22 protein-coding genes and 1 pseudogene are annotated in these 24789 nt (G+C 66.2%); 17 read left to right on the top strand and 6 right to left on the bottom strand.

Annotation, left to right across the window (positions count from 1 at the left end):
* The 10 genes and pseudogenes from WBB07_RS12075 to WBB07_RS12030 form a co-directional block, all read left to right on the top strand.
* Positions 1 to 213 (top strand): annotated as a pseudogene (locus WBB07_RS12075) (mammalian cell entry protein); the annotation flags it as partial.
* A gap of 6 nt (positions 214 to 219) precedes the next feature.
* Positions 220 to 1839 carry a virulence factor Mce family protein gene (locus WBB07_RS12070; protein ID WP_526307925.1) on the top strand — a complete coding sequence of 540 codons (1620 nt, stop codon included), beginning with the start codon at positions 220 to 222 and terminating at the stop codon, positions 1837 to 1839.
* On the top strand, positions 1839 to 2981 hold the full coding sequence (locus tag WBB07_RS12065; protein ID WP_526307923.1) for a virulence factor Mce family protein: 1143 nt from the start codon (positions 1839 to 1841) through the stop codon (positions 2979 to 2981). The genes WBB07_RS12070 and WBB07_RS12065 overlap by 1 nt, the downstream gene beginning before the upstream one ends.
* Positions 2982 to 2984: 3 nt before the next feature.
* Entirely contained in the window at positions 2985 to 4532 is a 1548-nt protein-coding gene (locus tag WBB07_RS12060) for a virulence factor Mce family protein (protein ID WP_526307921.1), read from the top strand.
* Positions 4502 to 5125, top strand: a complete 624-nt coding sequence (locus WBB07_RS12055) for an Rv1363c family protein (RefSeq protein WP_526307919.1) — start codon at positions 4502 to 4504, stop codon at positions 5123 to 5125. The genes WBB07_RS12060 and WBB07_RS12055 overlap by 31 nt, the downstream gene beginning before the upstream one ends.
* A complete protein-coding gene (locus WBB07_RS12050) occupies positions 5122 to 6102 on the top strand; it encodes an RDD family protein (RefSeq protein ID WP_526307917.1) in 981 nt (326 codons plus the stop codon). Before WBB07_RS12055 ends, WBB07_RS12050 begins: the two co-directional genes overlap by 4 nt.
* Positions 6099 to 6650, top strand: coding sequence for an Rv1363c family protein (locus WBB07_RS12045; RefSeq protein ID WP_526307915.1), 552 nt, complete (start codon positions 6099 to 6101; stop codon positions 6648 to 6650). The genes WBB07_RS12050 and WBB07_RS12045 overlap by 4 nt, the downstream gene beginning before the upstream one ends.
* On the top strand, positions 6617 to 7360 hold the full coding sequence (locus WBB07_RS12040) for a hypothetical protein (protein ID WP_526307913.1): 744 nt from the start codon (positions 6617 to 6619) through the stop codon (positions 7358 to 7360). The genes WBB07_RS12045 and WBB07_RS12040 overlap by 34 nt, the downstream gene beginning before the upstream one ends.
* A gap of 677 nt (positions 7361 to 8037) precedes the next feature.
* Positions 8038 to 10470, top strand: a complete 2433-nt coding sequence (locus WBB07_RS12035; protein WP_526307911.1) for an AAA family ATPase — start codon at positions 8038 to 8040, stop codon at positions 10468 to 10470.
* A 104-nt stretch (positions 10471 to 10574) separates the two neighbouring features.
* The gene (locus WBB07_RS12030) at positions 10575 to 12788 is read left to right on the top strand and encodes a hypothetical protein (protein ID WP_526307909.1); all 2214 of its coding nucleotides are present in this window, start codon (positions 10575 to 10577) and stop codon (positions 12786 to 12788) included.
* Positions 12789 to 12817: 29 nt separating this feature from the next.
* On the opposite strand, the gene WBB07_RS12025 is transcribed toward WBB07_RS12030, so the two are convergent.
* The 3 genes from WBB07_RS12025 to WBB07_RS12015 all read right to left on the bottom strand — a co-directional run bounded on the left by WBB07_RS12025 (position 12818) and on the right by WBB07_RS12015 (position 16077).
* Positions 12818 to 13921 carry a phosphodiester glycosidase family protein gene (locus WBB07_RS12025; RefSeq protein WP_526307935.1) on the bottom strand — a complete coding sequence of 368 codons (1104 nt, stop codon included), beginning with the start codon at positions 13919 to 13921 and terminating at the stop codon, positions 12818 to 12820.
* Between the two features lie 112 nt (positions 13922 to 14033).
* Positions 14034 to 15305, bottom strand: coding sequence for a PQQ-dependent sugar dehydrogenase (locus tag WBB07_RS12020; RefSeq protein ID WP_526307907.1), 1272 nt, complete (start codon positions 15303 to 15305; stop codon positions 14034 to 14036).
* 10 nt (positions 15306 to 15315) lie between these two features.
* Positions 15316 to 16077 carry a pirin family protein gene (locus WBB07_RS12015; RefSeq protein ID WP_526307905.1) on the bottom strand — a complete coding sequence of 254 codons (762 nt, stop codon included), beginning with the start codon at positions 16075 to 16077 and terminating at the stop codon, positions 15316 to 15318.
* A 92-nt stretch (positions 16078 to 16169) separates the two neighbouring features.
* Between WBB07_RS12015 and WBB07_RS12010 the strand changes: the two genes are divergently transcribed.
* Positions 16170 to 16604 carry a MarR family winged helix-turn-helix transcriptional regulator gene (locus WBB07_RS12010; RefSeq protein WP_526307903.1) on the top strand — a complete coding sequence of 145 codons (435 nt, stop codon included), beginning with the start codon at positions 16170 to 16172 and terminating at the stop codon, positions 16602 to 16604.
* A 1-nt stretch (position 16605) separates the two neighbouring features.
* On the opposite strand, the gene WBB07_RS12005 is transcribed toward WBB07_RS12010, so the two are convergent.
* Positions 16606 to 17730: an NDMA-dependent alcohol dehydrogenase gene (locus tag WBB07_RS12005; protein WP_526307901.1), complete on the bottom strand. Its 1125-nt coding sequence runs from the start codon at positions 17728 to 17730 to the stop codon at positions 16606 to 16608.
* A 160-nt stretch (positions 17731 to 17890) separates the two neighbouring features.
* Entirely contained in the window at positions 17891 to 18931 is a 1041-nt protein-coding gene (locus tag WBB07_RS12000; protein WP_526307933.1) for an RNA polymerase subunit sigma-70, read from the bottom strand.
* 68 nt (positions 18932 to 18999) lie between these two features.
* Here WBB07_RS12000 and WBB07_RS11995 point away from each other — a divergent pair, with 68 nt between their 5' ends.
* From WBB07_RS11995 to WBB07_RS11970, 6 genes are read left to right on the top strand one after another with little or no spacing between them, the layout of a single operon-like run.
* Positions 19000 to 19839, top strand: coding sequence for an alpha/beta hydrolase (locus WBB07_RS11995; protein WP_526307899.1), 840 nt, complete (start codon positions 19000 to 19002; stop codon positions 19837 to 19839).
* A gap of 32 nt (positions 19840 to 19871) precedes the next feature.
* Positions 19872 to 20906 (top strand): hypothetical protein, encoded by a 1035-nt coding sequence (locus tag WBB07_RS11990; RefSeq protein WP_526307931.1) that lies wholly within the window; start codon positions 19872 to 19874, stop codon positions 20904 to 20906.
* Positions 20906 to 21838 carry an NADP-dependent oxidoreductase gene (locus tag WBB07_RS11985; RefSeq protein WP_526307897.1) on the top strand — a complete coding sequence of 311 codons (933 nt, stop codon included), beginning with the start codon at positions 20906 to 20908 and terminating at the stop codon, positions 21836 to 21838. Before WBB07_RS11990 ends, WBB07_RS11985 begins: the two co-directional genes overlap by 1 nt.
* Before the next feature lie 36 nt (positions 21839 to 21874).
* Complete coding sequence (locus WBB07_RS11980; RefSeq protein ID WP_526307895.1) at positions 21875 to 22624, top strand: DUF2786 domain-containing protein; 750 nt, start codon at positions 21875 to 21877, stop codon at positions 22622 to 22624.
* Positions 22621 to 23121 (top strand): TIGR04338 family metallohydrolase, encoded by a 501-nt coding sequence (locus WBB07_RS11975; RefSeq protein WP_526307893.1) that lies wholly within the window; start codon positions 22621 to 22623, stop codon positions 23119 to 23121. Before WBB07_RS11980 ends, WBB07_RS11975 begins: the two co-directional genes overlap by 4 nt.
* 4 nt (positions 23122 to 23125) lie before the next feature.
* A complete protein-coding gene (locus WBB07_RS11970; protein WP_526307891.1) occupies positions 23126 to 23779 on the top strand; it encodes an O-methyltransferase in 654 nt (217 codons plus the stop codon).
* Positions 23780 to 23786: 7 nt separating this feature from the next.
* On the opposite strand, the gene aqpZ is transcribed toward WBB07_RS11970, so the two are convergent.
* Positions 23787 to 24620 (bottom strand): aquaporin Z, encoded by an 834-nt coding sequence (aqpZ, locus tag WBB07_RS11965; protein ID WP_526307889.1) that lies wholly within the window; start codon positions 24618 to 24620, stop codon positions 23787 to 23789.
* Positions 24621 to 24789 lie beyond the last annotated feature (169 nt).

Below are 24789 nucleotides of genomic sequence, written 5' to 3'. Positions count from 1 at the left end.
CCGCTGGATCAAGGTCCGTTCGGGGCCCGCACCGTCCCGGTCGGCCCGTCCCCTGGTACCGCACCTGCCCCGGTGCCCGTCCCGCCGGTGCATCCGGGAGCCCCGCCGGCGCCCGGTCCGGGTCAGCAGCTCTCGCCGAACACGGTGGCTCCGCTGCCGGGCAACCCGCCGTTTGTCATCCCGTCCACCACGAGCGACAGCACGGGAGGGTAGAAGCAGATGTCCACCATCTTCAACGTGCGAAACATGAAGCTACCGAAGATGTCCCGGGTCTCGGTAATCGTCGGAGTGCTTGTTGCCGTGCTGGCCCTGGTGGGTGCGGTCGGCGGGTGGCAGCTGTACAAGAAGCTGACCTACAACACCGTCGTCGCATACTTCCCGCAAGCGCTTGCGCTCTATCCGGGCGACAAGGTGCAGATCATGGGGATCAAGGTCGGGTCGATCGACAGCATCGATCCGGCTGGGGACCGGATGAAGGTCACCTTCAGCTACGAGAACAAGTACCAGGTGCCCGCCGATGTCACCGCATCGATCCTGAACCCGAGCCTGGTCGCGTCACGGACCATTCAGCTGTCGCCCGCCTACACCGGCGGACCGGAGCTGGCGAACAACGCCGTCATCCCGATGGAGCGCACCCAGGTGCCGGTCGAGTGGGACGATCTGCGTAATCAGATCACCGACATCGTCTCCGAGCTGGGCCCGACGCCGGAGCAGCCCAAGGGGCCGTTCGGTGACGTGGTGGAGTCCTTCGCCGACGGATTGGCGGGCAAGGGAGAGCAGATCAACACCACGCTCAACGCACTGTCGGACTCGGTCACCGCGCTCAACCAGGGCCGGGGCGACTTCTTTGCGGTGGCCAAGAGTCTGGCGCTGTTCGTCAACGCCCTGCACCGCAGCGATCAGCAGTTCGTCGAACTCAACAACAACCTTGCCGAGTTCACCAACTCCTTCACCAACAGCGACCAGGAACTGGCCACGGCCCTGCGTGATATCGACGATTTGCTCACCACTGCAAAGCAATTCATCGATGACAATGGCTCTGAGCTGTCCACCAGCATCAACAACCTGGCGTCCACCACAAACGCGATCCTGCAGCCCGAACCCCGCGATGGCTTGGAGACCGCGCTGCACATCTTCCCGAACCTGGCGGCCAACCTCGTGAACATCTACGAGCCCACCAACGGTGCATTGACCGCGATCCCGGTGGTGGCGAGCTTTGCCAACCCGATGCAGTTCATCTGCAGTTCCATCCAGGCTGGTAGCCGGCTGGGCTACCAGGAGTCCGCCGAGCTGTGTGCGCAGTACCTGGCGCCGGTGCTGGACGCCATCAAGTTCAACTTCCCGCCGTTTGGTGTCAACCAGTTCTCCACGGCCGCAACGCTGCCCAAATACGTGGCGTACTCGGAGGCGAGGTTGCAGCCTCCGCCCGGTTACAAAGACACCACGGTGCCGGGAGTGTGGTCGCGAGACACGTTGTTCAGCCACGGCAATCACGAGCCCGGCTGGATCGTGGCTCCGGGCATGCAGGGCCTGCAGGTTCAGCAGTTCACCAAGAACATGTTGACGCCGGACTCGTTGGCGGCGTTGATGGGCGGACCCGATCCGGCCACGATTCCGCCGGCCGGACCGCGGGGCGGCGCACCGCCGAATTCCTACGACCAGACCAACCCGCTGCCGCCGCCGTGGTACCCCCAGCCGGGTCCACCGCCGCCGCCGGGACCAGGGGTGATTCCGGGGCCCCTGCCGGTGTCACAGCAGGTTCCAGGTCCGGCAGCTGTCGCACCGGTCCCGCCGTCACCGGCGGGTCCGCCGCTGCCCGCTGAGGCGGGTGCCCCGTGATGCGGGTGGTGCAGCTGACCCGGCGCACCTTGGTGCTGGCCGTCGCGGTGATGGTGCTGGCCTCCTGTGGCTGGCGTGGGGTGGCCAACGTGCCGCTGCCGGGTGGTCCCGGCACCGGCGGTGACAAGATGACCGTCTACGTGCAGATGCCGGACACCTTGGCGCTCAACGTCAACAGCCGAGTCCGGGTAGCCGACGTGTTTGTCGGTTCGGTCCGCAAGATCGAGTTGATCAACTGGGTTGCGACGCTGACCCTCGACGTCGACCCGGACATCCGATTGCCCGCGAACGCGACCGCCCGCATCGGCCAGACCAGCCTGTTGGGCACCCAGCATGTGGAACTCGCGGCGCCGGAACAGAACCCGTCGTCGTCGCTGTTGCGCAGCGGGGACACCATCCCGCTGCAGAACTCGTCGGCGTTCCCCACCACCGAACGCACGCTGGCCAGCATCGCCACGGTGCTCAACGGAGGCGGCATCCCGAATCTCGAGGTGATCCAAACCGAGGTCAACAACATCCTCGACGGCAACGCCGAACAGATCCGCGCTTTCCTGGGCAAGCTCGATGTGTTCACCGAACAACTCAACGCCCAGCGGGAGGATCTCACCAGGGCAATCGATTCCACCAACGAACTGCTGGCCATCGTCGCCAACCGCAACGACACCCTGGACCGGGTGCTCACCGAGTTCCCGCCCTTGATCCAGTATTTCGCCGATCAGCGTGACCTGTTCGCCGATGCGGTCACCGCGTTGGGCCGGTTCAGCAGGGCCACCGACGAGAGCCTGTCAGCGGCCCGCGCCGATCTGGAAACCAATCTGGCGTTGCTGCAACGCCCGCTCAAGCAACTGGGCCGGGCGTCGCCGTACCTGGCCGGTGCCCTGCAGCTGATGCTGACGGCGCCGTTTCCCATCAACAACGTGCCCAAGGTGGTGCGGGGCGACTACATCAACACCTCGGCGACGTTTGATCTGACGTTGAGCACACTGGACAACGCCTTCCTCACCGGCACCGGCTTCTCCGGGGCGCTGCGCGCCCTCGAGCAAGCCTGGGGCCGTGACGTCGATCAGATGATTCCGGATGTCCGCTACACCCCGAGCCCGAACTCGGTGCCCGGCGGTCCTCTGGTGGAGCGGGGTGAATAGGCCGTGCTGACGCGCTTGATCCGGATTCAGTTGGTGCTGTTCACCGTGTTGACGATGATCGCCCTCGTGACATTGGGGTGGTACTACCTGCGGCTGCCGAGCATGGCCGGTATCGGGCAGTACACGCTCACCGCGGAGCTGCCGGCCTCGGGCGGACTGTATCGGACCGCCAACGTCACCTATCGGGGCATCACCATCGGCAAGGTCACCGATGTCGAGCCCACCGAGACCGGGGCGCGAGCGACGATGAGCATCGAGAACGACTACAAGATCCCGGTCGATGCGTCGGCCAACGTGCACTCGGTGTCGGCGATCGGTGAGCAGTACCTGGACCTGGTGTCGGAAGGTAATCCGGCACAGTATTTCTCGCCCGGCCAGACGATCACCACCGGCACGGTGCCGCGGGAGATCGGTCCGGCCCTGGATGCGGCAGATCACGGTCTGGCCGCGCTGCCGAAGGAGAAGATCGCCGGGCTGCTCGACGAGACGGCGCTGGCAGTCGGTGGGCTGGGGCCGGCGTTGCAACGCCTGGTCGACGGAACCCAGGCGATAGTCACCGATTTCGATGCCAATATCGCCGACATCAACGACATCATCGACAATTCGGCACCGATCATCGACAGTCAGGTCGACTCCGGCGACTCGATCAAGCAGTGGGCGGCGAACCTGAACAGCATCACCGCGCAGACCGCGCAACAGGATCAGGCACTACGAAGCGGATTGTCCAAGGCGGCGCCCACCGCGGATCAGGTCACCGCGGTGTTCAGTGATGTGCAGGAAGCACTCCCGCAGACCCTGGCCAATCTGTCGGTCGTGTTGGACATGCTCAAGCGCTACAACAAAGGCTTGGAGCAGACGTTGGTGATCCTGCCCCAGGGTGCCGCGGTGGCTCAGGCGGTGGCCGCACCGTTCGAGAACGCCGCAGCCCTGAACTTCAGCCTGACGATCAATCAACCGCCACCGTGTCTGACCGGTTTCCTGCCGGCCAGCGAATGGCGTTCGCCCGCGGACACCACCACGGCGCCGCTGCCCACCGGCAACTACTGCAAGATCCCGCAGGACACCCCGGCCAATGTGGTCCGCGGCGCCAGGAACTATCCCTGCGCGGATGTCCCGGGGAAGCGGGCCGCGACACCGCGCGAGTGCCGCAGTGAGGAACCGTATGTGCCGATGGGAACCAACCCCTGGTACGGCGATCCCAATCAGGTGCTGAACTGCCCGGCACCGGGTGCCCGCTGTGACCAGCCGGTGAATCCGGGTCAGGTGATCCCGGCGCCGACCGTCAACAACGGAACGAACCCGTTGCCGGCCAACATGCTGCCGCCGCCGGCGCCGATCGTCAGCGATCCGTTGAGCCGGCCCAGCAGCGGTACGGTTCAGTGCAGCGGTCAACAACCCAATCCGTGCATCTACACCCCGGCACCGGACGCCGCGATCTACAACCCCCAGGCAGGCGAAGTAGTGGGACCCGATGGGGTCAAGTACTCCGTCAGAAATTCGACCAACACAGGAGAAGAGGGATGGAAGGAGATGCTGGCACCGGCCGGCTGAATCCCGACGACTCGGTTCCTGCCGAGAGCGAACCGGCCGCCCGCAACGCAGTGGCCGAGACGCGTCCCGGTGACGACGGACCGCAGGGTGTCTCCCGGCTGTCCAGCCGCGGTTGGCTGGTGGGAGTGTGTGCCACCTTGCTGGTACTGGCCGCGGTGGTGGCATCCGGTGGCTACCTGGTGTTGCGTTCGAATCAGGAAGCCGCGGCACTGGCACAGACCGAAGCATCGGCCACGCAGGCCGCGAAGGACTGTGTGGCCGCCACTCAGGCCCCGAACACGGCGGCGATGGCGGAGAGCCAGCAGAAGATCCTCGACTGCGCCACCGGCGACTACGCCGCGCAGGCGAGGTTGTACAGCGGCGTGCTCGTCGATGCATACCAGGCCGCCAACGCCCAGGTCGAGGTGACTGATATTCGGGCGGCAGTGGAGCGTCACAACATCGACGGATCGGTGGACGTTCTGGTGGCACTGCGGGTGAAGATGTCGAATACCCAAGTGCAGGAACAAGAAATCGGATACCGGTTGCGGGTCCAGATGTCCCTGGACGAGGGCGCGTACAAGATCGCCCGGCTGGACCAGGTGACAACGTGAGTGTGGTCGCCGAACCTGCGCAGACGGACACCGCTGATCCCCTCCTCGGTGTCCCCGGCGGGACCGGCAGACCGGCGGGCTGGCTGCCGCGGGCCGGCGCCCTGGTCATCGATGTTGTCATCGGGACGTTGACCTTGGCGACTCTGGTGCTCGTTGCCTGGTCGACGGCGCAGCGCAGCCCGCTGTGGTGGGGGTGTGTGCTCGCCGCCGGGGTGGTGCTGCTGGCAATCGTGGTGAACCGCTTGCTGTTACCGGCACTGACCGGATGGACTCTGGGACGTGCGGTGTTCGGTCTCCGGGTGGTGCGGCCCGACGGTACTGCGGTGGGGCCGTGGCGGCTGCTGGCACGTGATGTGGCGCATCTGCTCGACACGGCGGCGGCTTGTGCGGGTTGGCTCTGGCCATTGTGGGATTCCCGGAAACGAACCTTCGCCGATCTGCTGGCCGGTACCGAGGTGCACCGGATGCCGGCGCCGCCGCAGCACGCGACCCGGTGGGCCGCCGTCACGATGATCGCTGCCGCTGCGACCGCGGTCACGGCGACTGCCCTGAGTTATACCGTTGTGTACCAGCAAGATCTACGGATCGCCCAGGCGCGCGAGCAGCTGGCGGTAGCGGGACCGCAGATCGTGGAGGGCGTGCTCAGCTACGACGTCCCGACGCTGCAGGCCGACTTCGACCGGGCCCGCGGCCTGGTCACCGACGGTTACCGCGAGCAGTTGGTGGCGCAGCAGGATGCCATTGCCGATGCCGGTGCGGTCCCCAATGAATATTGGGTGGCCAACAGCGCCGTACTCGCCGCCACCGCGGATCGTGGCAGCATGCTGCTGGCATTGCAGGGTCAGCGGGGTACAGTGCCGGACCAGCGGTTCATCACCGCCACGGTGCGCGTCGACTTCGAGAAGTCCGGCGACCAGTGGCGGGTGGGCGGGTTGACGGTTCTGGCCGGCCCTCGAAACGAGGGGCCGGCCCAGTGAGTCCACGATGCAAGGTCGGGCCGGAGGCCGCGCAGGCATTCGGTGACCGGTCGCCGCAGCGGCCACCCCGGATCGGATTGGCGGTGCTGGTGACGTCGGCCGCGGCGGTGGTCATCGCCGCGCTGACACTGAGCACCCTGCTGTTGATCACCCACGAGGAACACCGGCGCACCGCGGTCACCGATGTCGAGGTGATCGGTTACGTACGTGCGTTCATGACGCAATACACCTCACCGGATCCGATGCACGCCAACGACTATGCCGATCAGGTGCTCGCGCAGGCCACCGGCGGGCTGGCCCAGGCCTACCGGGAACGCATCAACGAGATCGTCGTGCAGGTGGCGCAAGCCGAACCCACCATCGGAACAGTCCTGGATGCCGGGGTGGAACGCTGGAACGACGACGGCAGTGCCGATGTCGTGGTCGCGACAAAGACGGTGACGACATTCCCGGACGGGACGACCTATGAGGACGGCTCCCGGTGGGTGGCGACAGCGATCCAGGAAGGAGACCAGTGGAAGATCAGCAGTCTGCTGCAGGTGATTTGACCGGCGATGACGCTCCGGAGAGGTCTCGGCAGCGTCATCGCATGCCTGTCGGCAAAGCCGCGCGTGGCCGCATAATCGGACCGGTGGCTGAGGAAAACGACAGTGCCACAGTCGATTCGGCCGATTCCGGCGCGGATGTCGAACAACCCGAAATTGTCGGGGAACCCGCCGTTGCCGCGTCTCGGCAGCGCCGCGCGGCCCCTCGGTGGGGGGCTGCGGCGGTGGGGGTGGCGGCAGCATTGTTTGTCGGCGCCGGTGCATTCACAGGTGCCGTCGCGGCGCCCTACCTGGCGGAGCGGGCGCTGGTGAACACCAAACTGGACATCGCACGCACTGCCGCCGAGGCGATCGCCACGTTGTGGACCTACACGCCGGAGGACATGGAGTCTCTGGCGGACAGGTCGGCCCGGTTCCTCGGGGGTGACTTCTCGGTGCAGTACCGCAAATATGTCGACGCGATCGCTCCGACAAACAAGCAGGCGCAGGTCACCAACAGCACCCAGGTGGTAGGTGCGGCGGTCGAATCGATCAACGGTCCCGATGCGACCGCCATCGTGTACACCAACTCCACTGCGACGAGCCCATTGTCGAAGGGCATCCCGTCGCTGCGGTACCTCTCCTACCGACTGACGCTGCACCGCGATGACTCGAGATGGCTGGTCACCAGTATGAACACGCTCACGTCCTTGGATCTCAGCCCACAGATCTGAGCCTGGCGCACCATTAAATTCTGACAACGTCAATAAATCTGGACACGGTCGTGTACATTTTCTACCGCAAGCTGTGACTGGGCGGAGTGTGACGCGTCGGGGCGCCATTACCTCGCCTGTCACAGGTTGCGCGACTTGGGAGCTTCGACTCCCGCCATGCGTCGGGGGCGGACACCGGGGCGAGGTGATGCATCGCCGTCGCCTCCCCGGTGTCCGGCTGATCCGCGTTTTCTCGCCACCGGAGCCTGCTGCGAAATCGCGGCCTTCAGGTGGGCGAATCCTTCTGTGCCGCAGGCGATATAGGCGAGAGCTCTGAGTGCGGTGTCGCCCATGCGGACACTCCGGCGGCCCCAGCGGCATGGGTTCGCGTGCCGTATCTGAAACACCGGGACTTCGGAATTACGCCCGACGGTTTCCCGATCGGACCGGCGGGCCAGGTCGTGACGGTCGTCGGGTTTCTGTTGGTCGATCGGTGACCGGGATGAATTCATAGCTAACTGACGAGGGCGCTAAATTTTCGCCCAGAACTTGTTTCGAATAGATTCTGGCAATTGCGATACGGCCACCTTCGGGCATTGTTACCGTCGCTGAGATCAGCCTGAGAATCTCTCGAAGGGACTGGTCACATGGCCTCTAGCCGTCGTCGATCCACGCGTACTGCCCGAAGAATCGCCACGGTGAGTGTGGTCTCCGCAACGGTGACCGCCATGACGATGAGTTTGTCGCCGCCATTTCTGGCAAACGCCGACAGTGAACCGAGTGCGGTGCGACGCGGCAATGCGGGACCAGCGGTGGTGGGCGCCTTCGCCACCGCAGTGGCTGGGGACGTGCACGGGTCGGTGCCCGTGGCGTTCGCGGCCACACCGGGATCGCCCGGGCTCCCGCCGATGGAGATCGCCCCCGGTGCGATCCCGCCGAATGTCATTCCCGATCTGACGTTTGGCTTGGGAACGGCGGCATACAACGGGTTCCAGGAAGTCGGGGCCGCCTTCGAACGCTTCCTCCTGGACAACGTCAACCTCTCCGGACTGCTGAATGCGCTGGGTTATGACCCCGAAGAGGTGGTCAACAACGCGCTCGGCTCGGCATTGACCGGGCTGCTGGCAGGCATTCCGCTGGACCTCAGTGGCATCCTGGGTGGTCTCGGCCTGCCACCGGCCATCACCAATGCGTTGGTCACGATCCTCGATGCCGCCGGAATCGACAACGTGCTGGCGTTGACGCAGTTGATCGGTCTGAATCTCGACGACCCACTCAACCTCGCCGGTGTGGCGGCCCCCGGCTTCAGCATCATCACTGCCGGAACACCGTTGAGTCTGCTGAAGTTCCTGGGCGTTGACCTGGGGTGGGTACCGGGCTACCCGAACTCGGTTGCCGACGAGATCAACGGCACCGAATACCTCGACGTCAGCGCTCTCGGCATCCTCAACCCGTTGACCCAGCAGTTCCCGGTCCCGCCCTTGAGTAATATCCCGGTTGCCACCGCACTTGCGCTGCTGACCGGGATCGTCTCCAGTCTGCCGGGTGGTGACGTCGACATCGTCGACCTCCGGATTCCGGTGGTCGCCGGTTTCGGGTTTGGTGCCTTCGCCGCCGGAATGGCGTATCCGCAGGTTGTGGAGCAACTGCCCTATCAACCCGGTGGCGCACTGTACGAAGGTGCGAGCAATCCGCTACTGGGTAGCCTCACCATCTTGCCAATGGTGTTGTTGCGCAACCCCGGTCGCGCCAACGGTGGTCTGTTGGCCCGCTTCTATCCGGTGGCAGGTCTGGCCGGTATCAACACCGTCACCCCCGACACCGCCGCGTCCAGCAGCACCAACCCGAACAGCACACTCAACATTCCGGTGCTGGGAACCGGGATCACGCTCGGCGGCGCCAACCTCATCCCGATCAAGATCGACGCGGGCGTCCAATACGACCCGATGTCGGACTTCCCCTCTTGGTTCAATCCGGTGTCCTTGGTCAATGCCGGTGCGGCACTGCTCTTCCCGACCTACATCCTGCGGGGGCTCACCCTGAACGGGATCATCGATACGCTGTCCGCTCAGGCGCTGCCACAATTGGGCGAGGCGTTGGCGGCTGCTGCCGCAGGCGAGCCGCTGGCGCTGAATCTCTACCTGACGCTACCCACCGCCAGCCTGCCGCTGCTCGAGCCGATCCGACTGCCGGTGGACTTCCTGAACCTGGTCACCGGGATGAACTTCAACAACCCCCTCGCCACCGCGTTGGAGCCGATGCTGAAGATCCTCACCAACCTCGGCTTCACCGACGTCGACCAGAACAACGGCTACGAACGCACGCTGGACCAAGCCGATGTCATCACCCCGTTCGGCACCCTGCCCGCCAACATCGACTGGGCCAGGGTTCCCGGCGATCTGTTCCGGGCGCTGGTGACCGGCATCCAGCAGGCCATCGCAGAGGGCATCGTGAGCCCGACTCCGGTGCCGAACCCGTTGCGCACCCTGGTGAACATCATCAGGGAGCTGATCGACGGTGGCAGTCTCGGCGGCGGCATCCTTCCGGCTGCGACAGCGCCGAGCGCTCTACAGGCGAAGGTGGCCGGGGTGCCGGCCGGGGAAGCTGTCACGGGCGAGCCGGATATCGCGCCGGTACGGTCGACCAAGGCACGTACCGGTGCCGGGGAGCCCGCGGAGATGCTCGACGGCGCCGAAGCCGGCATCGATTCCGATATCAAGGCCGGCATCGATTCCGATATCGAAGCCGGCATCGATTCCGATATCGAATCCGGCACTGAAACCGGTGCCCCCAACGCCGGCCTCGACAAAAATGCCTCGCAAGAGACCGAATTCGACGATTCCGACAAGAATGAAGTCGGGTCCGACAGCGTGGAATCGCTGGCCAAGAGCGCACGTGCCCACACCGCATCCGCGTTCAAGAATGCCCGCAAGGCGATCGACGACATCGCCGACCGGGGTCAGAAGGAGATCGACAACGTCGTCGCCGGCGGGAAGCAGCAGCAGCGTGAAGCCGCCCAGGGATCGTCGGACTCAGACGGTCGTGGCGACAAGTCGACCTCCACCAGCAAGTCGACCTCCACCAGCAAGTCGACCTCCAGAAGTAAGGGTGCTCCGTCATCTGACCAGTGACAGGTGGGCGTGGCGATTCTGATCGTCATGAATTGACGTCTGCGCTAGTGGTGTTACCGTCTGAGAAGTTCCTGAGAGTCGGGGACGAAAGGACTGGTCAAGAGATGGCTTCGCCGCAGCGTCAGCACCTCCGGGCAGCACAGAGGACCATGGCCGTCGCCATTGCGTCGGCGACCCTGACGGCGACTGCGATCTCGCCCACGGCACACGCCGACACCAGCCGGGAGTACCCGAGCGCCACGGTCGCCGGACCGACCTCGGCCCTGGGCGGCGGATACGCATCCGCGCTGGTCGGCTACGCCGGCGCTGTCCCCACCGCCGCGACGTCCACCCCGGGCTCGCCAGGCCTGCTGCCGATGGCGCTGGCCCCCGGGGCGCCCGATCCCGCCAAGATTCCCGACCTGACCTTCGGTGTCGGCAGCGCTGTGTCCAGTGGCCTGCAAGCGGTCGGCGCTGCCGTGGACCGGGCCGTCCTGGACACCGTCAACCTGTCCTGGCTGTGGCAACTCTTGGGATATGACCCCGAAGCCGCGATCAACACCGCGCTCGGTGACGCCCTGACGCAGGCGCTGGCAGGAATCCCGTTCGACATCTCGTCGGTGCCGAACGTCGGCCCGGTCCTGGCGCCGTTCTTCAAGGCCGGCAACGTCACGAACGTATTGGCACTGACCGAGCTGATCGGCCTGAATCTCGCCGATCCCCTCAACCTTGCGGGAGTGCCCGCGCCCGGCCTCAACATCATCACCGCCGGCCCGCCGTTCAGCCTGCTGCGCTTCCTGGGCATCGACCTCGGGTGGACACCCGGCTCCGCCGGCGCCGTGGGCGAGCAGGTGAACAACACGCCCTACCTGAGGGTGGACGGCATCGAGACGCTGATCACCCTCCGGAGCCGGATCAAGCCCAACTCGCTGACCAACATCGGCCTGATCGCCACCCTCAGCGGCATCATCCTCGGCCTCGAGCAGTCAGGGGAGGACGCCGACGTCGACGTGCGGTTTCCCCTGGTGGCCGGATTCGGACTCGGCGCATTTGCCGCCGGCATGAGCTATCTGCAGGTTCTCGAGAAGTTGCCTCAGCAGCCCGGCGGCGCCAGCGCCGAAGGGGCCGGCCCATCGCAGGGCAGCTACACCGTGATGCCGATGTTCCTGGTGCGAAACCCGGGCCGGGCCAACGGCGGGCTGTTCGCCCGTTTCTACCCGCTGGCGGCACTGCTGGGTCTCAACACGGTGACACCGGACACCGAAACCGTCAGCAGCATTGCCCCCGAGGACGGGACCGACGGCCCCAAGCTGAGTCCGGGGCTCAACAACGGTGGCGCAAACCTGTTGCCGGTGAAGTTCGATGCCACTGCCGAGTACGACCTGCTGTCGGATTTCCCGTCCTGGTTCAACCCGGTGTCGTTGCTCAACTCCGGTGCCGCGCTGCTGTTTCCGACGTACATGCTGCGTGGAGACGAGCGGCTGACGGCGCTCGCCGAGCTGGAAGAACGGGCGACCGAACAGCTCGGTGATCCCCATGCCGAGGGCGCCACCGATTCGCCGGCGAAGAACGTCTACCTCACCCTGGCGGCCAACGCGCTGCCGTTGCTGGAACCGATCCGACTGCCGATCGATCTCCTCAACCACGTGACGGGGATCAACTTCAACAATCCGCTCGCCACCGCGCTGGAGCCGGCACTGCGAATTCTCACCAATCTCGGCTACACCGACGTCGACCAGGCCAATGGCTACGTCCGCACGTTGGACCAAGCCGCCGTGCTCACGCCATTCGGCACCCTGCCCTCCGGTGTCAACTGGTCGCGGGTGCCCGGGGATGTGTTCCACGCGCTGGTCGGCGGGATCAAACAGGCCCTCAAGGACGGCCCGGTGAGCAGGACGCCGGTCGACAACCCGGTGCGGAGCCTGGCGGACCCGATCGCCGGGCCGGCCCAGGATGCCAAGACGGTGAAGCCGTCGCCGGTGGCCGCCGATGTGGTGTCGGACAAGACCGGCGGTGACACGCCGGACTCGGCAACCGACGCAACGTCGACCGAGGTCGATGACAGCACATCCGCCACCAAATATGCACGGGCACAGGACCGGATGGCCCTGAAGAACTCCGCGGTGGCAGATTCCGGGAAGGCCGACCGCCCAGCTACCGATGGTAAGGGTGGTCAGGGCGGCAAGGGCTCGGCCGGTTCAGACGAGGCGGGAACAGGTCAGTCCGGTGCCGACCAGGCCCCGCGTGCCAGCAAGGCCAACTCGAAGCGCGCGGAGAAGGACGCCTCGGGCTCCGGGACGGACAGCGCCCGCGCCACGCGGGCAGCGTCGTCGGACTGACGGCGGCGGGGCCGGCCTGGCCCGTGAGATCAGTTGAAAGCCAACCAGCTAGGTAGTGCGCGTTCGCGTGAGTCGCAGAGCACCTGATAGGTGTCACACGACCCGCGGGGTACACCTGCACCGGCCCACATGCCACCGGTGTCACGGCGCAACACGATGGCCGACGAGCCGCCTCCGTCGAGCAGTACTGCGTGGTCGCTTCCCAAGGCGCGGAACAGATCCTGGATCTGATCGGGGGTGTAGGTGCCGCCTTGGAACACGTACATCTCGTCTTTGGTGTTCGAGTAGGCGATCGCGGTGCGGGCTGCCGACGGCCCCGGGTCGTTGAGCTGACCGGTGTCACCCGGAGCCAAGAGGCCGAGCCCGGCGACGGCGACAAATCGCGCACCCTCGTTGACCATGCGCTCGATCGCGGGCCCGGCGGCGTTGTAGTCGTCGGTCGACTTCGGGGAGATCACATAGGGCGCCCCACCGGCCGGAAGGATCATGGTGGACAACGCCGTCCACTTCTCGTCACCGCCGGACAGGCCCTGCTTGCCGGCGTAGGGGATGGTGCCCGTGACGGCCATGTTGGTCTTGCCTTGCCCGCGGGTGTTGTCGACATAGGCGCCCAGCGGCGAGCTGCAACCGGTGTTCTTCCACGAACCACCGGTCTGTCCCCGGATGTCGAAGAAGTTGGCATTCACGGCAATGGTGGGCTGGCCGAGCGCCTGCCAGGCCGCGACCGGGGTGTAGATCTCTGAGGCCTGCCACAGCCCCTCGGAGGTGCGTGCGCCCGGCGTGCGCTCGCATCGGGCCTGGTATCCGGTGTGGGTATCGACCAGCAATCGTGGTGCCAGGCGTTGCGCGGCGGACTTGATGATCATCAGGAGCCCGCCATTGTCCATTTCGTACCAATGGCCGGCCGCATTGAGCATCGGAGCCGGGTGTCCGCCTCCGAAGCTGTAGACCAGATATGAGCCCTGAGTGTTCGCGATGGCGTTTGCCAGGGCCTCTTTGCCGCTGGCCCGGGCGACGGGCTGGCCCGAGGTGGCCGCCAGGGCCGAGCACAGCAGCACGGCCACGACAGCAGCAGTGGTGCGCCGGGCCACAGCGATAGCGGTTCTCACGGTTGACCTTTCGGCGCGCACGATGCATACGTCAAGCAACACGATAACCACATCTGAAACACTGTCAACTTTGGTAACAATGGGATGACGGTTTGACGCCGCCGCAATCACGTTCGCCCGGTTGGGCTTTGCCGAATCAGGCCGGTGGTGCCAGCCGGTACACCGCACCCGCGTCATCGTCGGTGACGTACACCGCACCATCGGGACCGCTCACCGCGGCGACCGGGCGGCCCCAGCGTGATCCGTCCTCGGCCTGGAATCCGCCGATCAACGTCTGCTGATCACCCAAAGTGTCACCCTGCCAGGGAAAGAACGACACCTCGGGAGCCCGCGGCGGGGTCCTGTTCCAGGAGCCGTGGACGCCCACCAGCGCGCCGCTGCGGTAGGGGGCCGGGAGTGCGCCGTCGGTGAAGGACAGCCCCAGCGGCGCGGAGTGTGCGCCGAAGCTCTGCTCGATCGGGGGCAGGGCCGCACAATCCATGGCGGTTCCGTCGGGGTTGGTCTGCACATCGGCGACCATCGGTAGATTTGCCGGTCCGCCCTCGGGATTGCAGTAGGGCCAGCCCAATTCGCGACCCTCGGTCAGCTTCGCGAACTGCTCCGGCGGGTTGTCGTTGACAAACTCCTGCACCACTCGGCCATCGCTGGGCCGGGCGATGTTGTCGCGGCCGTTGTTGGCGGTCCACAGCGAACCGTCGGGGGCGATCGCCAGCCCGGTGCCGTTACGCACTCCGGTGGCGTACGGTTCGGCGGGCCCGCCGCCGGGGGCGACCCTCATCACCGTCGCGCGCGGGGGAGTGGCGTCGCGATCCTCGGCCGAGATGTTTCCCGTGGAACCGATCGAGAAATACACCGATCCGTCGGGCCCGACCGCGACGCTCTTGAGTGCGTGCGAGTAGGCGCCGCGCAGCTCCGGGCTCTTGGCATCCGGTAGGTCGGGTGCGACAACACGAGGTTCACCGACCTGGCCGTTGCGGTAGCTGTAGGCGTTGACCTGGTCGCTTTCGGCGATGTAGAGCGTGTCCTGCCAGAACGCCAGCCCGTGCGGCTGCTCCAGGCCGTCGAGCAGCACACTGGACTCGGCGGTGTCCCCATCCGGGGTGAGTCTGACGACCTCGCCCGCAGCCGGTACCGAGATCAGCAGGGTGTTGTCGGGCATCCACTGGGCCAGCCGGGCCTTGGGCACCCTGGCCCACACCGACATCGACCAGCCCGGCGGCACCAGCGCCTGACGTGCGGTGTCGAAGGGGGCGCCGTCGAGTCCATCGGGTACCTCGACGGTGACTTCGGACAGCTCGGCAAGCGGTGCTGCCGTTGTCGGCGGCGGCGCCTCGCTGGTGGCGGTAGCGGTGTCGGTGGGCGCGGGGGCAGGACTCGAGCAGGCCGCGACCATCAGGATCGCGGCCATGCTCGCTGTCTTAACCGGCCAGTCCGGCATGCATCTCCCATACGAGGATCTCGGCGGCCTCGGTGGCGGTGACCCGTTGGCCACCGGTGGCGGTGAACCGCACGGCGTCACCTTCGCTCAGTGGGCCCGCCCCTTCCAGGGTGACCTCGCCGCGTGGGACGAACAGGTGCAGGTAGGGCGCCTCGGGCAGTTGTACGGACTCGCCGGCCTGCAGCCGGGCGCCGTGCAGCGCCGCGTACTTGTTGGCGATGCTGATGGCGGTCTCACCCCGATGCTCGGGCATGCCGGAGGCGATGGTCACCAGCTTGCCGCGCAGCAGTTCGTCGTCGATCTCGAGCTGCTGGTATCCGGGCGTGATACCCGACTCGTCGGGCACTACCCACATCTGAACGAAATGGACTGGTTCACTGTGACTCTCACCGCCGGTGAGGCGCCACGAATCGTTCTTCTCGGAGTGCATGATGCCCTTGCCCGCCGACATCCGTTGTGCCAGACCGGGGTAGATGACGCCGGAGTGTCCGGTGGAGTCTTGATGCACCAGTGAGCCGTGCATCACCCAGGTCACGATCTCCATGTCCCGATGCGGGTGCGTGTCAAAACCGCTGCCCGGCTTGACGATATCGTCGTTGTTCACCAGCAGCAGGCCGTGATGGGTGTTGCCCGGATCGTAGTGGTGGCCGAAGGAGAAGGAGTGCTTCGAATCCAGCCAGGCGATCTTGGTCTTCGCGCGGTCCTCGGCACGCCGGATATCTACGGCGGTTGCAGTGGTCATCAGCACTCCTCGTGGCGTGATCGCCAGCCTAGGTGGTGGCGCTGATGCCCACAACATGGATGACGTGTCATGTATTCCGGTAGGCTGCCGACATGTGGTTGACCGACGACCAGCAACAGGTGTGGCGGACCTACTTGGCCATGGTGAGCGGCCTGCAACGGGCGATGAACCGGCAGCTGCACGCTGACTGCGGCATCTCGCTCGGCGACTACGACATCCTGGTGGCGCTCGCCGAACGTGGGCCGCTGCGGGTGTTCGAGCTGAGCGAGAAGCTGGAGTGGGAGCAGAGCCGCCTGAGCCACCAGCTGCGCCGGATGCGCGATCGGGGATTGATCGAGCGCGTCGGCAGCGACGACGACCGCCGCGGGGCCACCATGTCGCTGAGCCCGGCCGGCCGGGCCGCGCTACGCAAGGCCGCCCCCGGGCACGCCGAACTGGTCCGCTCGGTGGTGTTCGACGGGGTGGATGCTCCGGACCTGCAGGTGCTCGACCGGTGGACGAGCACCGTCCTGGGGCGACTGTCCTGAGCTACCAGTCTGATTCGTCGAACGTGACGACGCCACGGATGTTCTTGCCGTCCAACATGTCCTGGTAGCCCTGGTTGATGTCCTCCAGCCGGTAGGTGGCGGTCACCATCTCGTCGACCTGCAGCAGCCCGGCCTTGTACAGGCCCGTCAGCCTCGGGGTCTCGACATGACTGTTGCCTCCACCGAAGATGTTGCCCTTCAACGTCTTCTGCAGCATCGTGAACAGGAACAGATTGAGCTTGACGTCGACGTCGTAAATCGAACCCATGCCGGTCACCACACAGGTCCCGGTCTTGGCCGTCAGCGTCATGGCCTCCTCGACCATCTCGCCACGCATCTCACCGACCGCGATGATGGTCTTCTGCGCCATGATCCCGTAGGTGAGCTCCATGATCGGCGCGATGGCCTCGGCCATGCTCGGATAGACGTGGGTGGCGCCGAACTTGATGGCCTGGTCGCGCTTGAACTCCACCGGGTCGATGGCGATCACATTCTTGGCGCCCGAGATCACCGCGCCCTGCAGCGCGCTCATCCCGATGCCTCCGACCCCGACGATGATCACCGTCTCGCCGGGTTGGACCTCGGCGACATTGGTGGCCGAGCCGAAACCGGTGGGCAGCGCGCAGCCCATGATGGCCGCCGTCTCGAACGGGATGTCGTTGTCGATCTTGACGACGGAATCCTTGTGCACCGTCATGTACGGCGCAAACGTCCCGAGCAGATTCATCGGCGACACCTCGCGCGAACCGGCGTAGATACGGTTCGTGCCGTCGGCGATCGCCTTACCTCCGAGCAGCAACGCGCCACGGTCACACAGCGACCGGTGGCCCCTCAAGCAGGGCGGACATTCGCCGCAGGCGGGGATGAACGCCAGGATGACATGGTCGCCCTCCTGCAAGCCGGTGACGTTCTTGCCGACCTTGGTGATGACGCCGGCACCCTCGTGCCCGCCCAGTGCGGGCAGCGCGATCGGCGTCGCGCCGGTGGTCAGGTGGTAATCGGAGTGGCACATGCCCGCGGCATGCATCTGGATCTGCACTTCGTCGTCCACGGGGTCGCCGAGATCGATCTCGTCGATGCGGAAGGGAGTGTTCAGCTCCCACAGCAGTGCGCCCTTGGTCTTCATGCGGGTGATCATAGTCACGTTCTGGAACACGTTTCAATTGGAATGGCGAAAGACAACGTGACATGCAGATTTCTGGCTTCAGAGCCTCTTGTTGCTGTTGTCTCAGGGGCGCATGGAGCGACCGGGGAATACCGCCGGGTCAGCGGTGACCCCACCGAACTCAGAGGTGCTCGGGGAGTCCGAACTTCGGGAACACCGAGGTATCCAGGAACGCGACGACGCGGGAGATACCGTCGGGCTTGACGTCGAGGACATGTAGCTGGAACGGAAGGTGCCGGTCGCCGTCCGGCCCGGGTGAGCGCATGTACATCGCCGCGGCGGGCTGCCCGTTTGCGGTGGTGCGGACCAAAACCATATCGCCGGGTTTCTCGGCCGGGCACTTGTCCCGCGACAGCGCCACTATGGCCTCGGGCCCGACGTACCAGCTGTCGAACGGTGGCATCTCCCACACGGCGTCCACCGTGAACAGCTGCACCAACTTGTCCATGTCGTAGGACTGGAACGCGTCGATGTAGCGGTCCAGTAGATCCCGGGCCGCCGGCGACTCCGGAATCTCGATCCTGTCGTCCTGGCTGGGGCCGACCTGGTCGAGCTGCACCCGTGCCCGCTGCAACAGGCTGTTGACGGCGGCGGTACTGGTCTCCAGCGCGGCGGCAACCTCGGCGGCCTTCCACTGCAGCACATCGCGCAACACCAGTACCGCCCGTTGCCGCGGCGACAGATGCTGCAGGGCCGCGATGAATGCCAACCGTACTGATTCGCGCGAATCGACTATCACCGACGGGTCGGCGCGGTCGTCGGACGGGGAGTCGGGCAGGGGTTCCAGCCAGGGCACCTCGGCGCGGGAGTTGAGCTCATCGGCGGGGTCGGAAGCGGGTCCACCGAGCCCGGAGGGCAGCGGCCGCCGCTGCTTGCCTTCCAATGCCGTCAAACAGGTATTGGTGGCGATGCGATGCAGCCAAGTCCGGATCGAGGATTTGCCTTCGAACCGGTCGAAAGCCTTCCAAGCTCGAAGATAGGTCTCCTGCACCAGGTCCTCGGCATCGTGCAGAGACCCCGTCATCCGGTAGCAATGCGCCAACAGTTCGCGGCGGTAGCGCTGCGCGTCGGCCAGGAAGGCATCCCGCCCGGCCGTGCTGCTGTCGCCCAAAGGCTGCGCCGGCACGCTCACGGAGACGACCTTACTCACCTGCTCTGACAATTCCAGCTGCCCTGAGAATCTCACCGGCCCTGAAAATCCAGGAGGGGTCGCGCCGCTACGCTGCCCAGATGGCCACTACCCGGACGGAGCGCAGCTTCAGCGGCGTCGACGCCGTGAACATCGTGTACGACACCTGGACCCCGGACGGAGCCGCTCGGGCGGTGGTGGTGCTGGCCCACGGTTTCGGTGAGCATGCCCGCCGCTACGACCACGTGACCCAGCGGTTCGGCGACGCCGGGTTGATCACCTACGCCCTGGACCACCGCGGCCACGGACGCTCCGCAGGTAAACGTGTCTTCCTGAAGAACATGGCCGAGTACACCGCCGACTTCGGCACACTCGTCGGGATCGCCCGCGGCGAGCATCCGGACCTGCCGGTGATCGTGCTCGGGCACAGCATGGGTGGCGCGATCGTCTTCACCTACGGTGCCGAAAACCAGGGGGACTACGACCTGATGGTGCTGTCCGGCCCGGCGATCGCCGCGGCGGCGGCAGTGTCGCCACTGCTGGCGACCGTCGGCAAACTTGTCGGCGCGGTGCTGCCGGGCGTCCCCGTCCAGGAACTCGATGCCACCGGGATCTCACGTGACCCGCAGGTGGTCGCCGCCTACCGGGCCGACCCCCTGGTGCACCAGGGAAAGGTGCCCGCAGGGGTGGCGCGGGCGCTGCTGCTGGTGAGCGACACCATGCCGGCGCGGGCCAACGCGTTCACCAAGCCACTGCTCGCGGTCCACGGCGAGCAGGATCGGCTGGTCCTGGCTTCGGGCAGCGAGCGGCTGGTCGAGTGCGTAGCGTCTGAGGACGTGCACCTCAAGATCTATCCCGGGCTCTATCACGAAGTGTTCAACGAACCCGAACATGACAAAGTGCTCGACGACGTGGTGTCGTGGATCGAGGTGCGACTGTGAAAAGAATTGCTGCAGCCCTGATTTCAGCGCTCATGGTGGCCACCGTGGGGTGCTCGTCCGACAGCTCGACCCCGGCAGATGCCGGCGCGCCGGCCAGTGACGGCGGCTGGGTCGAGGACAACGTGACCTTCGATGCCGACGGCCTCACCATCCACGGCACCTACCGGCATCGGCCGCAGGACCAGCCGGGACCTGCCGCGCTGTTGATCTCCGAGAGCGGACAGACCGACCGCAACGGCGACAACGCCGTCGCCGGGCCCGTCGGCAACATGCGCCAGCTCGCCACCTTCCTGTCCGACCACGACGTCGCCAGCCTGCGCTACGACAAGATCGGCACCGGCGTCACCGGGCTGGGACCGTATGCCGAGCGGCCGCAGGACGTGGGTAGTGCGGTGTACACCTCCGGCGCCGGAGCCGCCATCCGCTTCCTCGCCGGAGAACCGGGCACCGACAAGGAGCGGGTCTCGGTCTACGCGCTCGGCGAAGGCACCACCCACGCGATGGCGCTGGCCACCAGCACCGACCCAGGTGCGCCGCTGGTGCACTCGTTGGCGCTGCTGCAACCGTTGACCGGGCGGTACCTGGATCTGATCACCAGCAGGGTTCGCGCGGACAACGCCGCCCAGCTCGAGGCGGGCAGCAAGACACCGGAACAAGCCGAGGGGGTGCTCAACGCCTGGCTGGCCGCGGTTGCGCAGGTGCGCAACGACGGCACCCTGCCCGCGGGACAACTGCCCGACGGCCTGAGCGCCATCCTCAACCCGGGCAACGTCAAAGCGGTCGCCGAACAAGACGCCATCGACCCGCTCGCCCTGGCAGCGAGCGTCCCCGGCGGCACCCCGGTGCTGCTGACCTGCTCGGACTCCGACGGTCAGGCCAGCTGCGCCGATATCAAGCCGCTGGCCGCCGCGCTCGAGCACACCAAACTGACCCTGGTGGAGCTCGAGGGTGTCAACCACGTACTGCGTGACGACCCCACCGACAACGTCGCCAACTATGCGAGCCAAGATCCACTGTCGCCCCAACTGACCGACGCACTCGACAAATTTGTCAGGGAATCGGCGTAATGACCCGCGGGGTGTTCGCAACGGCCTACGGCGGACCGGAAGTGCTTGCCCTGCAACCGGTCGAGCTGCCACCGCCCGGTGCCGGGCAGGTACTGATCGAGGTGCGCGCCGCCGGCACCAACCCTTTCGACTGCAAGCAGTACAGCGGGCAGATGGGCGACGACCCGGCCGCACTGCCGATGCCATTGGGTTCGGAGATCGCCGGCGTCGTTGCCCAGGTCTGTGGTCCCGCTGTCGGATACACCGGGCCGCTGCAGGTCGGTGACGCAGTGATCGCGACGGGTGTCCGTGGGGGCTACGCCGACCAGGTCCTGGCCAACGTGGCCGATGTCGGGCACAAACCGGCGACGTTGTCGTTCGAGGAAGCCGCCGGGCTTTTGCTCGCCGGAACCACCGCCTGGCACCTGTTGGCAAACACCGGTGTGTGCAGCGAGGACACCGTGCTGATTCACGGCGCCGGGGGCGGAGTGGGGCAGGCAGCCATCCAGTTGGCGCTCGCCCGCGGCGCCACCGTCATCGGCACCGCCAGCGCGGCACGCCACGATGAGCTGCGCCACCTCGGCGCCCATCCCGTCACCTACGGTGCCGGCCTGGCCGACCGGGTGCGGCAGATCGGCACCGTCACCGCGGCCCTGGATCTGGTAGGCACCGACGAAGCGCTTGATGTCTCAACGGAATTGGTGGCCGACCGGTCCCGAATCGCCACCATTGCCGGATTCGGCAGAGCCGCCGAACTGGGTGTCGCGGCACTCACCGCGGCCGACGGCGGGCGGGCTGTTCGCGATGCGGCGCGTCCGGAACTGATCAGGCTGGCCGCCGCCGGGCAGCTGACGGTCTCCGTCGACTCCGTGTTCCCGCTGGAGCAGGCGGCCGAGGCGCATCGTTATCTGCGGTCCGGGCACGCGCACGGAAAAGTCGTACTGGTTCCTTAGATTGGCGCACATGACTATCCGGCGCGGAGTGCGCACATGACTGACGACAAGATGCTGGCCCGGATCGCGGCATTGCTGCGTCAGGCCGAGGGCACCGACAACACCCATGAAGCGGAGGCCTTCATGGCCGCCGCCCAGCGGCTGGCCACCGCGACGTCGATCGATCTGGCCGTCGCACGGTCGCACACCGCCAAACGGGAAGCGGCGCAGGCACCGACGCAGCGCACCATCACCATCGGCGAACCCGGCACCAAGGGGCTGCGCACCTACGTGCAGCTGTTCGCGGTGATCGGGGCGGCCAACGACGTCCGCTGCGATGTGGCCTCCAACTCGGCGTTTGTCTACGCTTACGGATTCGCCGAGGACATCGACGCCACGCACGCGTTGTACGCCAGCCTGGTGGTGCAGATGGTGCGGGCCTCCGATGCCTACATCGCAACGGGAGACCATCGGCCCACCGCCACGATCACCGCCCGGCTGAACTTCCAGCTGGCGTTCGGGGCTCGGGTCGGCCAGCGCCTCACCCAGGCCCGGGAGGAGGCGCAGCGTGAGATCATCAAGGACCAGCAGCGGTCGGCCGGGACTGAAATAGTGTTGCGGAACAAGGAAATAGAACTGCAGGACCACTATCGCAGCGTGTCGCAGGCACGGGGTACCTGGCGTGCGGCTCGCGCCTCGGCAGGGTACTCGTCGTCGGCTCGCCGGGCAGGTGACCGCGCCGGCAAGCGAGCCCGGCTGGGAAACAGTCCCGAGCTTCCCGGCGCGCGTACCCCGCTGGACCGGTGACCGGGCGCGACAGCCAGCGCTCCAAGGTCTACGGCGCCGAGGAGTTTGCCCGGACACTGTTCGACCGGGCCGCCGAACACGGCTCCGGCACCGTCGACTTCTTCGGGGCGGCGCTGACGTTGCCACCGGAGGCGCGCTTCGGTTCCGTTGAGGCCGTGCAGAGATATGTCGACGAGGTGTTGACGTTGCCTGCTGTGACGGCCCGGTGGCCCGGGTCGGACGGATTGACGGTGCGGGCCCGACGGGGTGCCGGCGCAGCGCATTACGAGATCCGTGACGCAACCGCGGTGATCGCAGTCCCGGAGCAGACCACCCGGTGGGCGCTGCGTGAACTTGTCGTCTTGCACGAGATGGCTCACCACCTTTCACCGACGCCACCGCCGCACGGCCCGGAGTTCGCCGGCACCTTCAGCGACCTGGCCGAGATGGTGATGGGCCCGGAGGTAGGCCACGTCCTGCGGGTGCTGTACGCGAAGTACGGTGTGCGGATACGGTGAAGCCATGAGCGAGCCCACCGCAAACATGGTCGACGACATGCTGAACCGGGTTGTCCTGGCCGAGGATCCGGTGCTCGCCGCCGCCCTGGCCGACAGTGCTGCGGCCGGTCTGCCGGCCATCGAGGTGTCACCGCAGAGCGCGCAGCTGCTGGGTCTGCTGGTCCGGATGTCCGGGGCGCGGCGGGTACTCGAGATCGGCACGTTGGGCGGCTACAGCACCATTTGCCTGGCGCGCGCCGTAGGCCCGGAAGGCCACGTCGTCACCCTGGAGTACGAGCCTCGCCATGCCGAGATCGCTGCGGCCAACATTGCCCGGGCCGGCGTTGACGACCGGGTGCAGATCGTCGTCGGCGCTGCCTTGGACTCGCTGCCCACCCTGAGCGGGGAGTTCGATCTTGTGTTCATCGATGCCGACAAAGAGAACAACTCCGCCTATGTGCAGTGGGCCGTCGACCTGGGGCATCCCGGAACAGTCATCGTGGTGGACAACATCATTCGCAATGGGCGCGTCCTGGACCCCGCCGCCGATGACCTGCAGGCGATCGCGGTGCGCGACATGCTCGCGATGATGGGTGCCCACCCCAAGCTGGACACCGCCGCCATTCAGACGGTCGGCCTCAAAGGCTGGGATGGATTTGCGCTGGCGCTGGTGAGCTAGCTGCAGGTCAGGGATTTGCGCCGCTGTCCGGCAGTGAGTCGTCACGCCCGTGCCGGCCGGTGAGTTCCTCGGCGGTGCCACCCGGCAGTGCGTCGTCGCGCACCGGGCGGTCGGCCAATTCCTCGGCGGTGCCGAACAGTAGGGGATAGGCGACGCCGGCGAGTGCCGCACCCACCAACGGTGCCAGCCAGAACGCCCACAGTTGCATCGGTGCGCCGTCACCGTTGAAGAACGCGACCGCCGTGGAGCGGGCCGGGTTGACCGAGGTGTTCGAGATCGGGATCGAGATCAGGTGGATCAAGGTCAGGGTGAGACCGATTGACAATCCGGCAAAGCCTTTGGGCGCGCGGTCATCGGTCGAGCCGAGGATGACGAGCAGGAAGATGAACGTCAGCACGACTTCGGCGATCAATACCGCGGCCAGCGAGAAACCGCCCGGCGAGTGAGCGCCGTAACCGTTGGCAGCCATGTTTCCGGTGGGCGTCCAGTCCTCCTGGCCCATGGCGATCAGATAGATGACGAGCCCGGCCACGAGCCCGCCGATCACCTGGCTGATCCAGTAGGCGGGTAATGCCGACCATTCCACCCGCCGGGACAGTGCGGCGCCGAGGGTGACGGCGGGGTTGAAATGTCCTCCGGAGATGGTTCCGAACGCGTAGACGCCGGTGAGCACCGTCAGGCCGAACGCCAATGCCACACCGAGGAATCCGATACCGAGGTGCACCCCGTCGGCGGAGGTGAATTTGGCCGCGAATACGGCGCTGCCGCATCCGCCGAGCACCAACCAGAACGTTCCGATGAATTCTGCTGCGAGGCGGTGTGACATCGTGGGCGTACGCATGTTGCTGCCCTTTCATCTGCACTGGGTCGACAGTTCAGGGTGGCATGCATACATTTTCGCGACAGCAATTTTGCCCGAATTCCGTGAAATTCCTTTCACAAGAAATGAATTCAGAACTGTGGTGGCGAGCGCACGCATTGGTGCGGAAACCCTCGGCGTGTTGTGTACA

Source organism: Mycobacterium sp. (genome assembly GCF_049647605.1).
GTDB lineage: Bacteria > Actinomycetota > Actinomycetes > Mycobacteriales > Mycobacteriaceae > Mycobacterium.
This window is presented reverse-complemented; position numbering and strand designations above follow the sequence as displayed.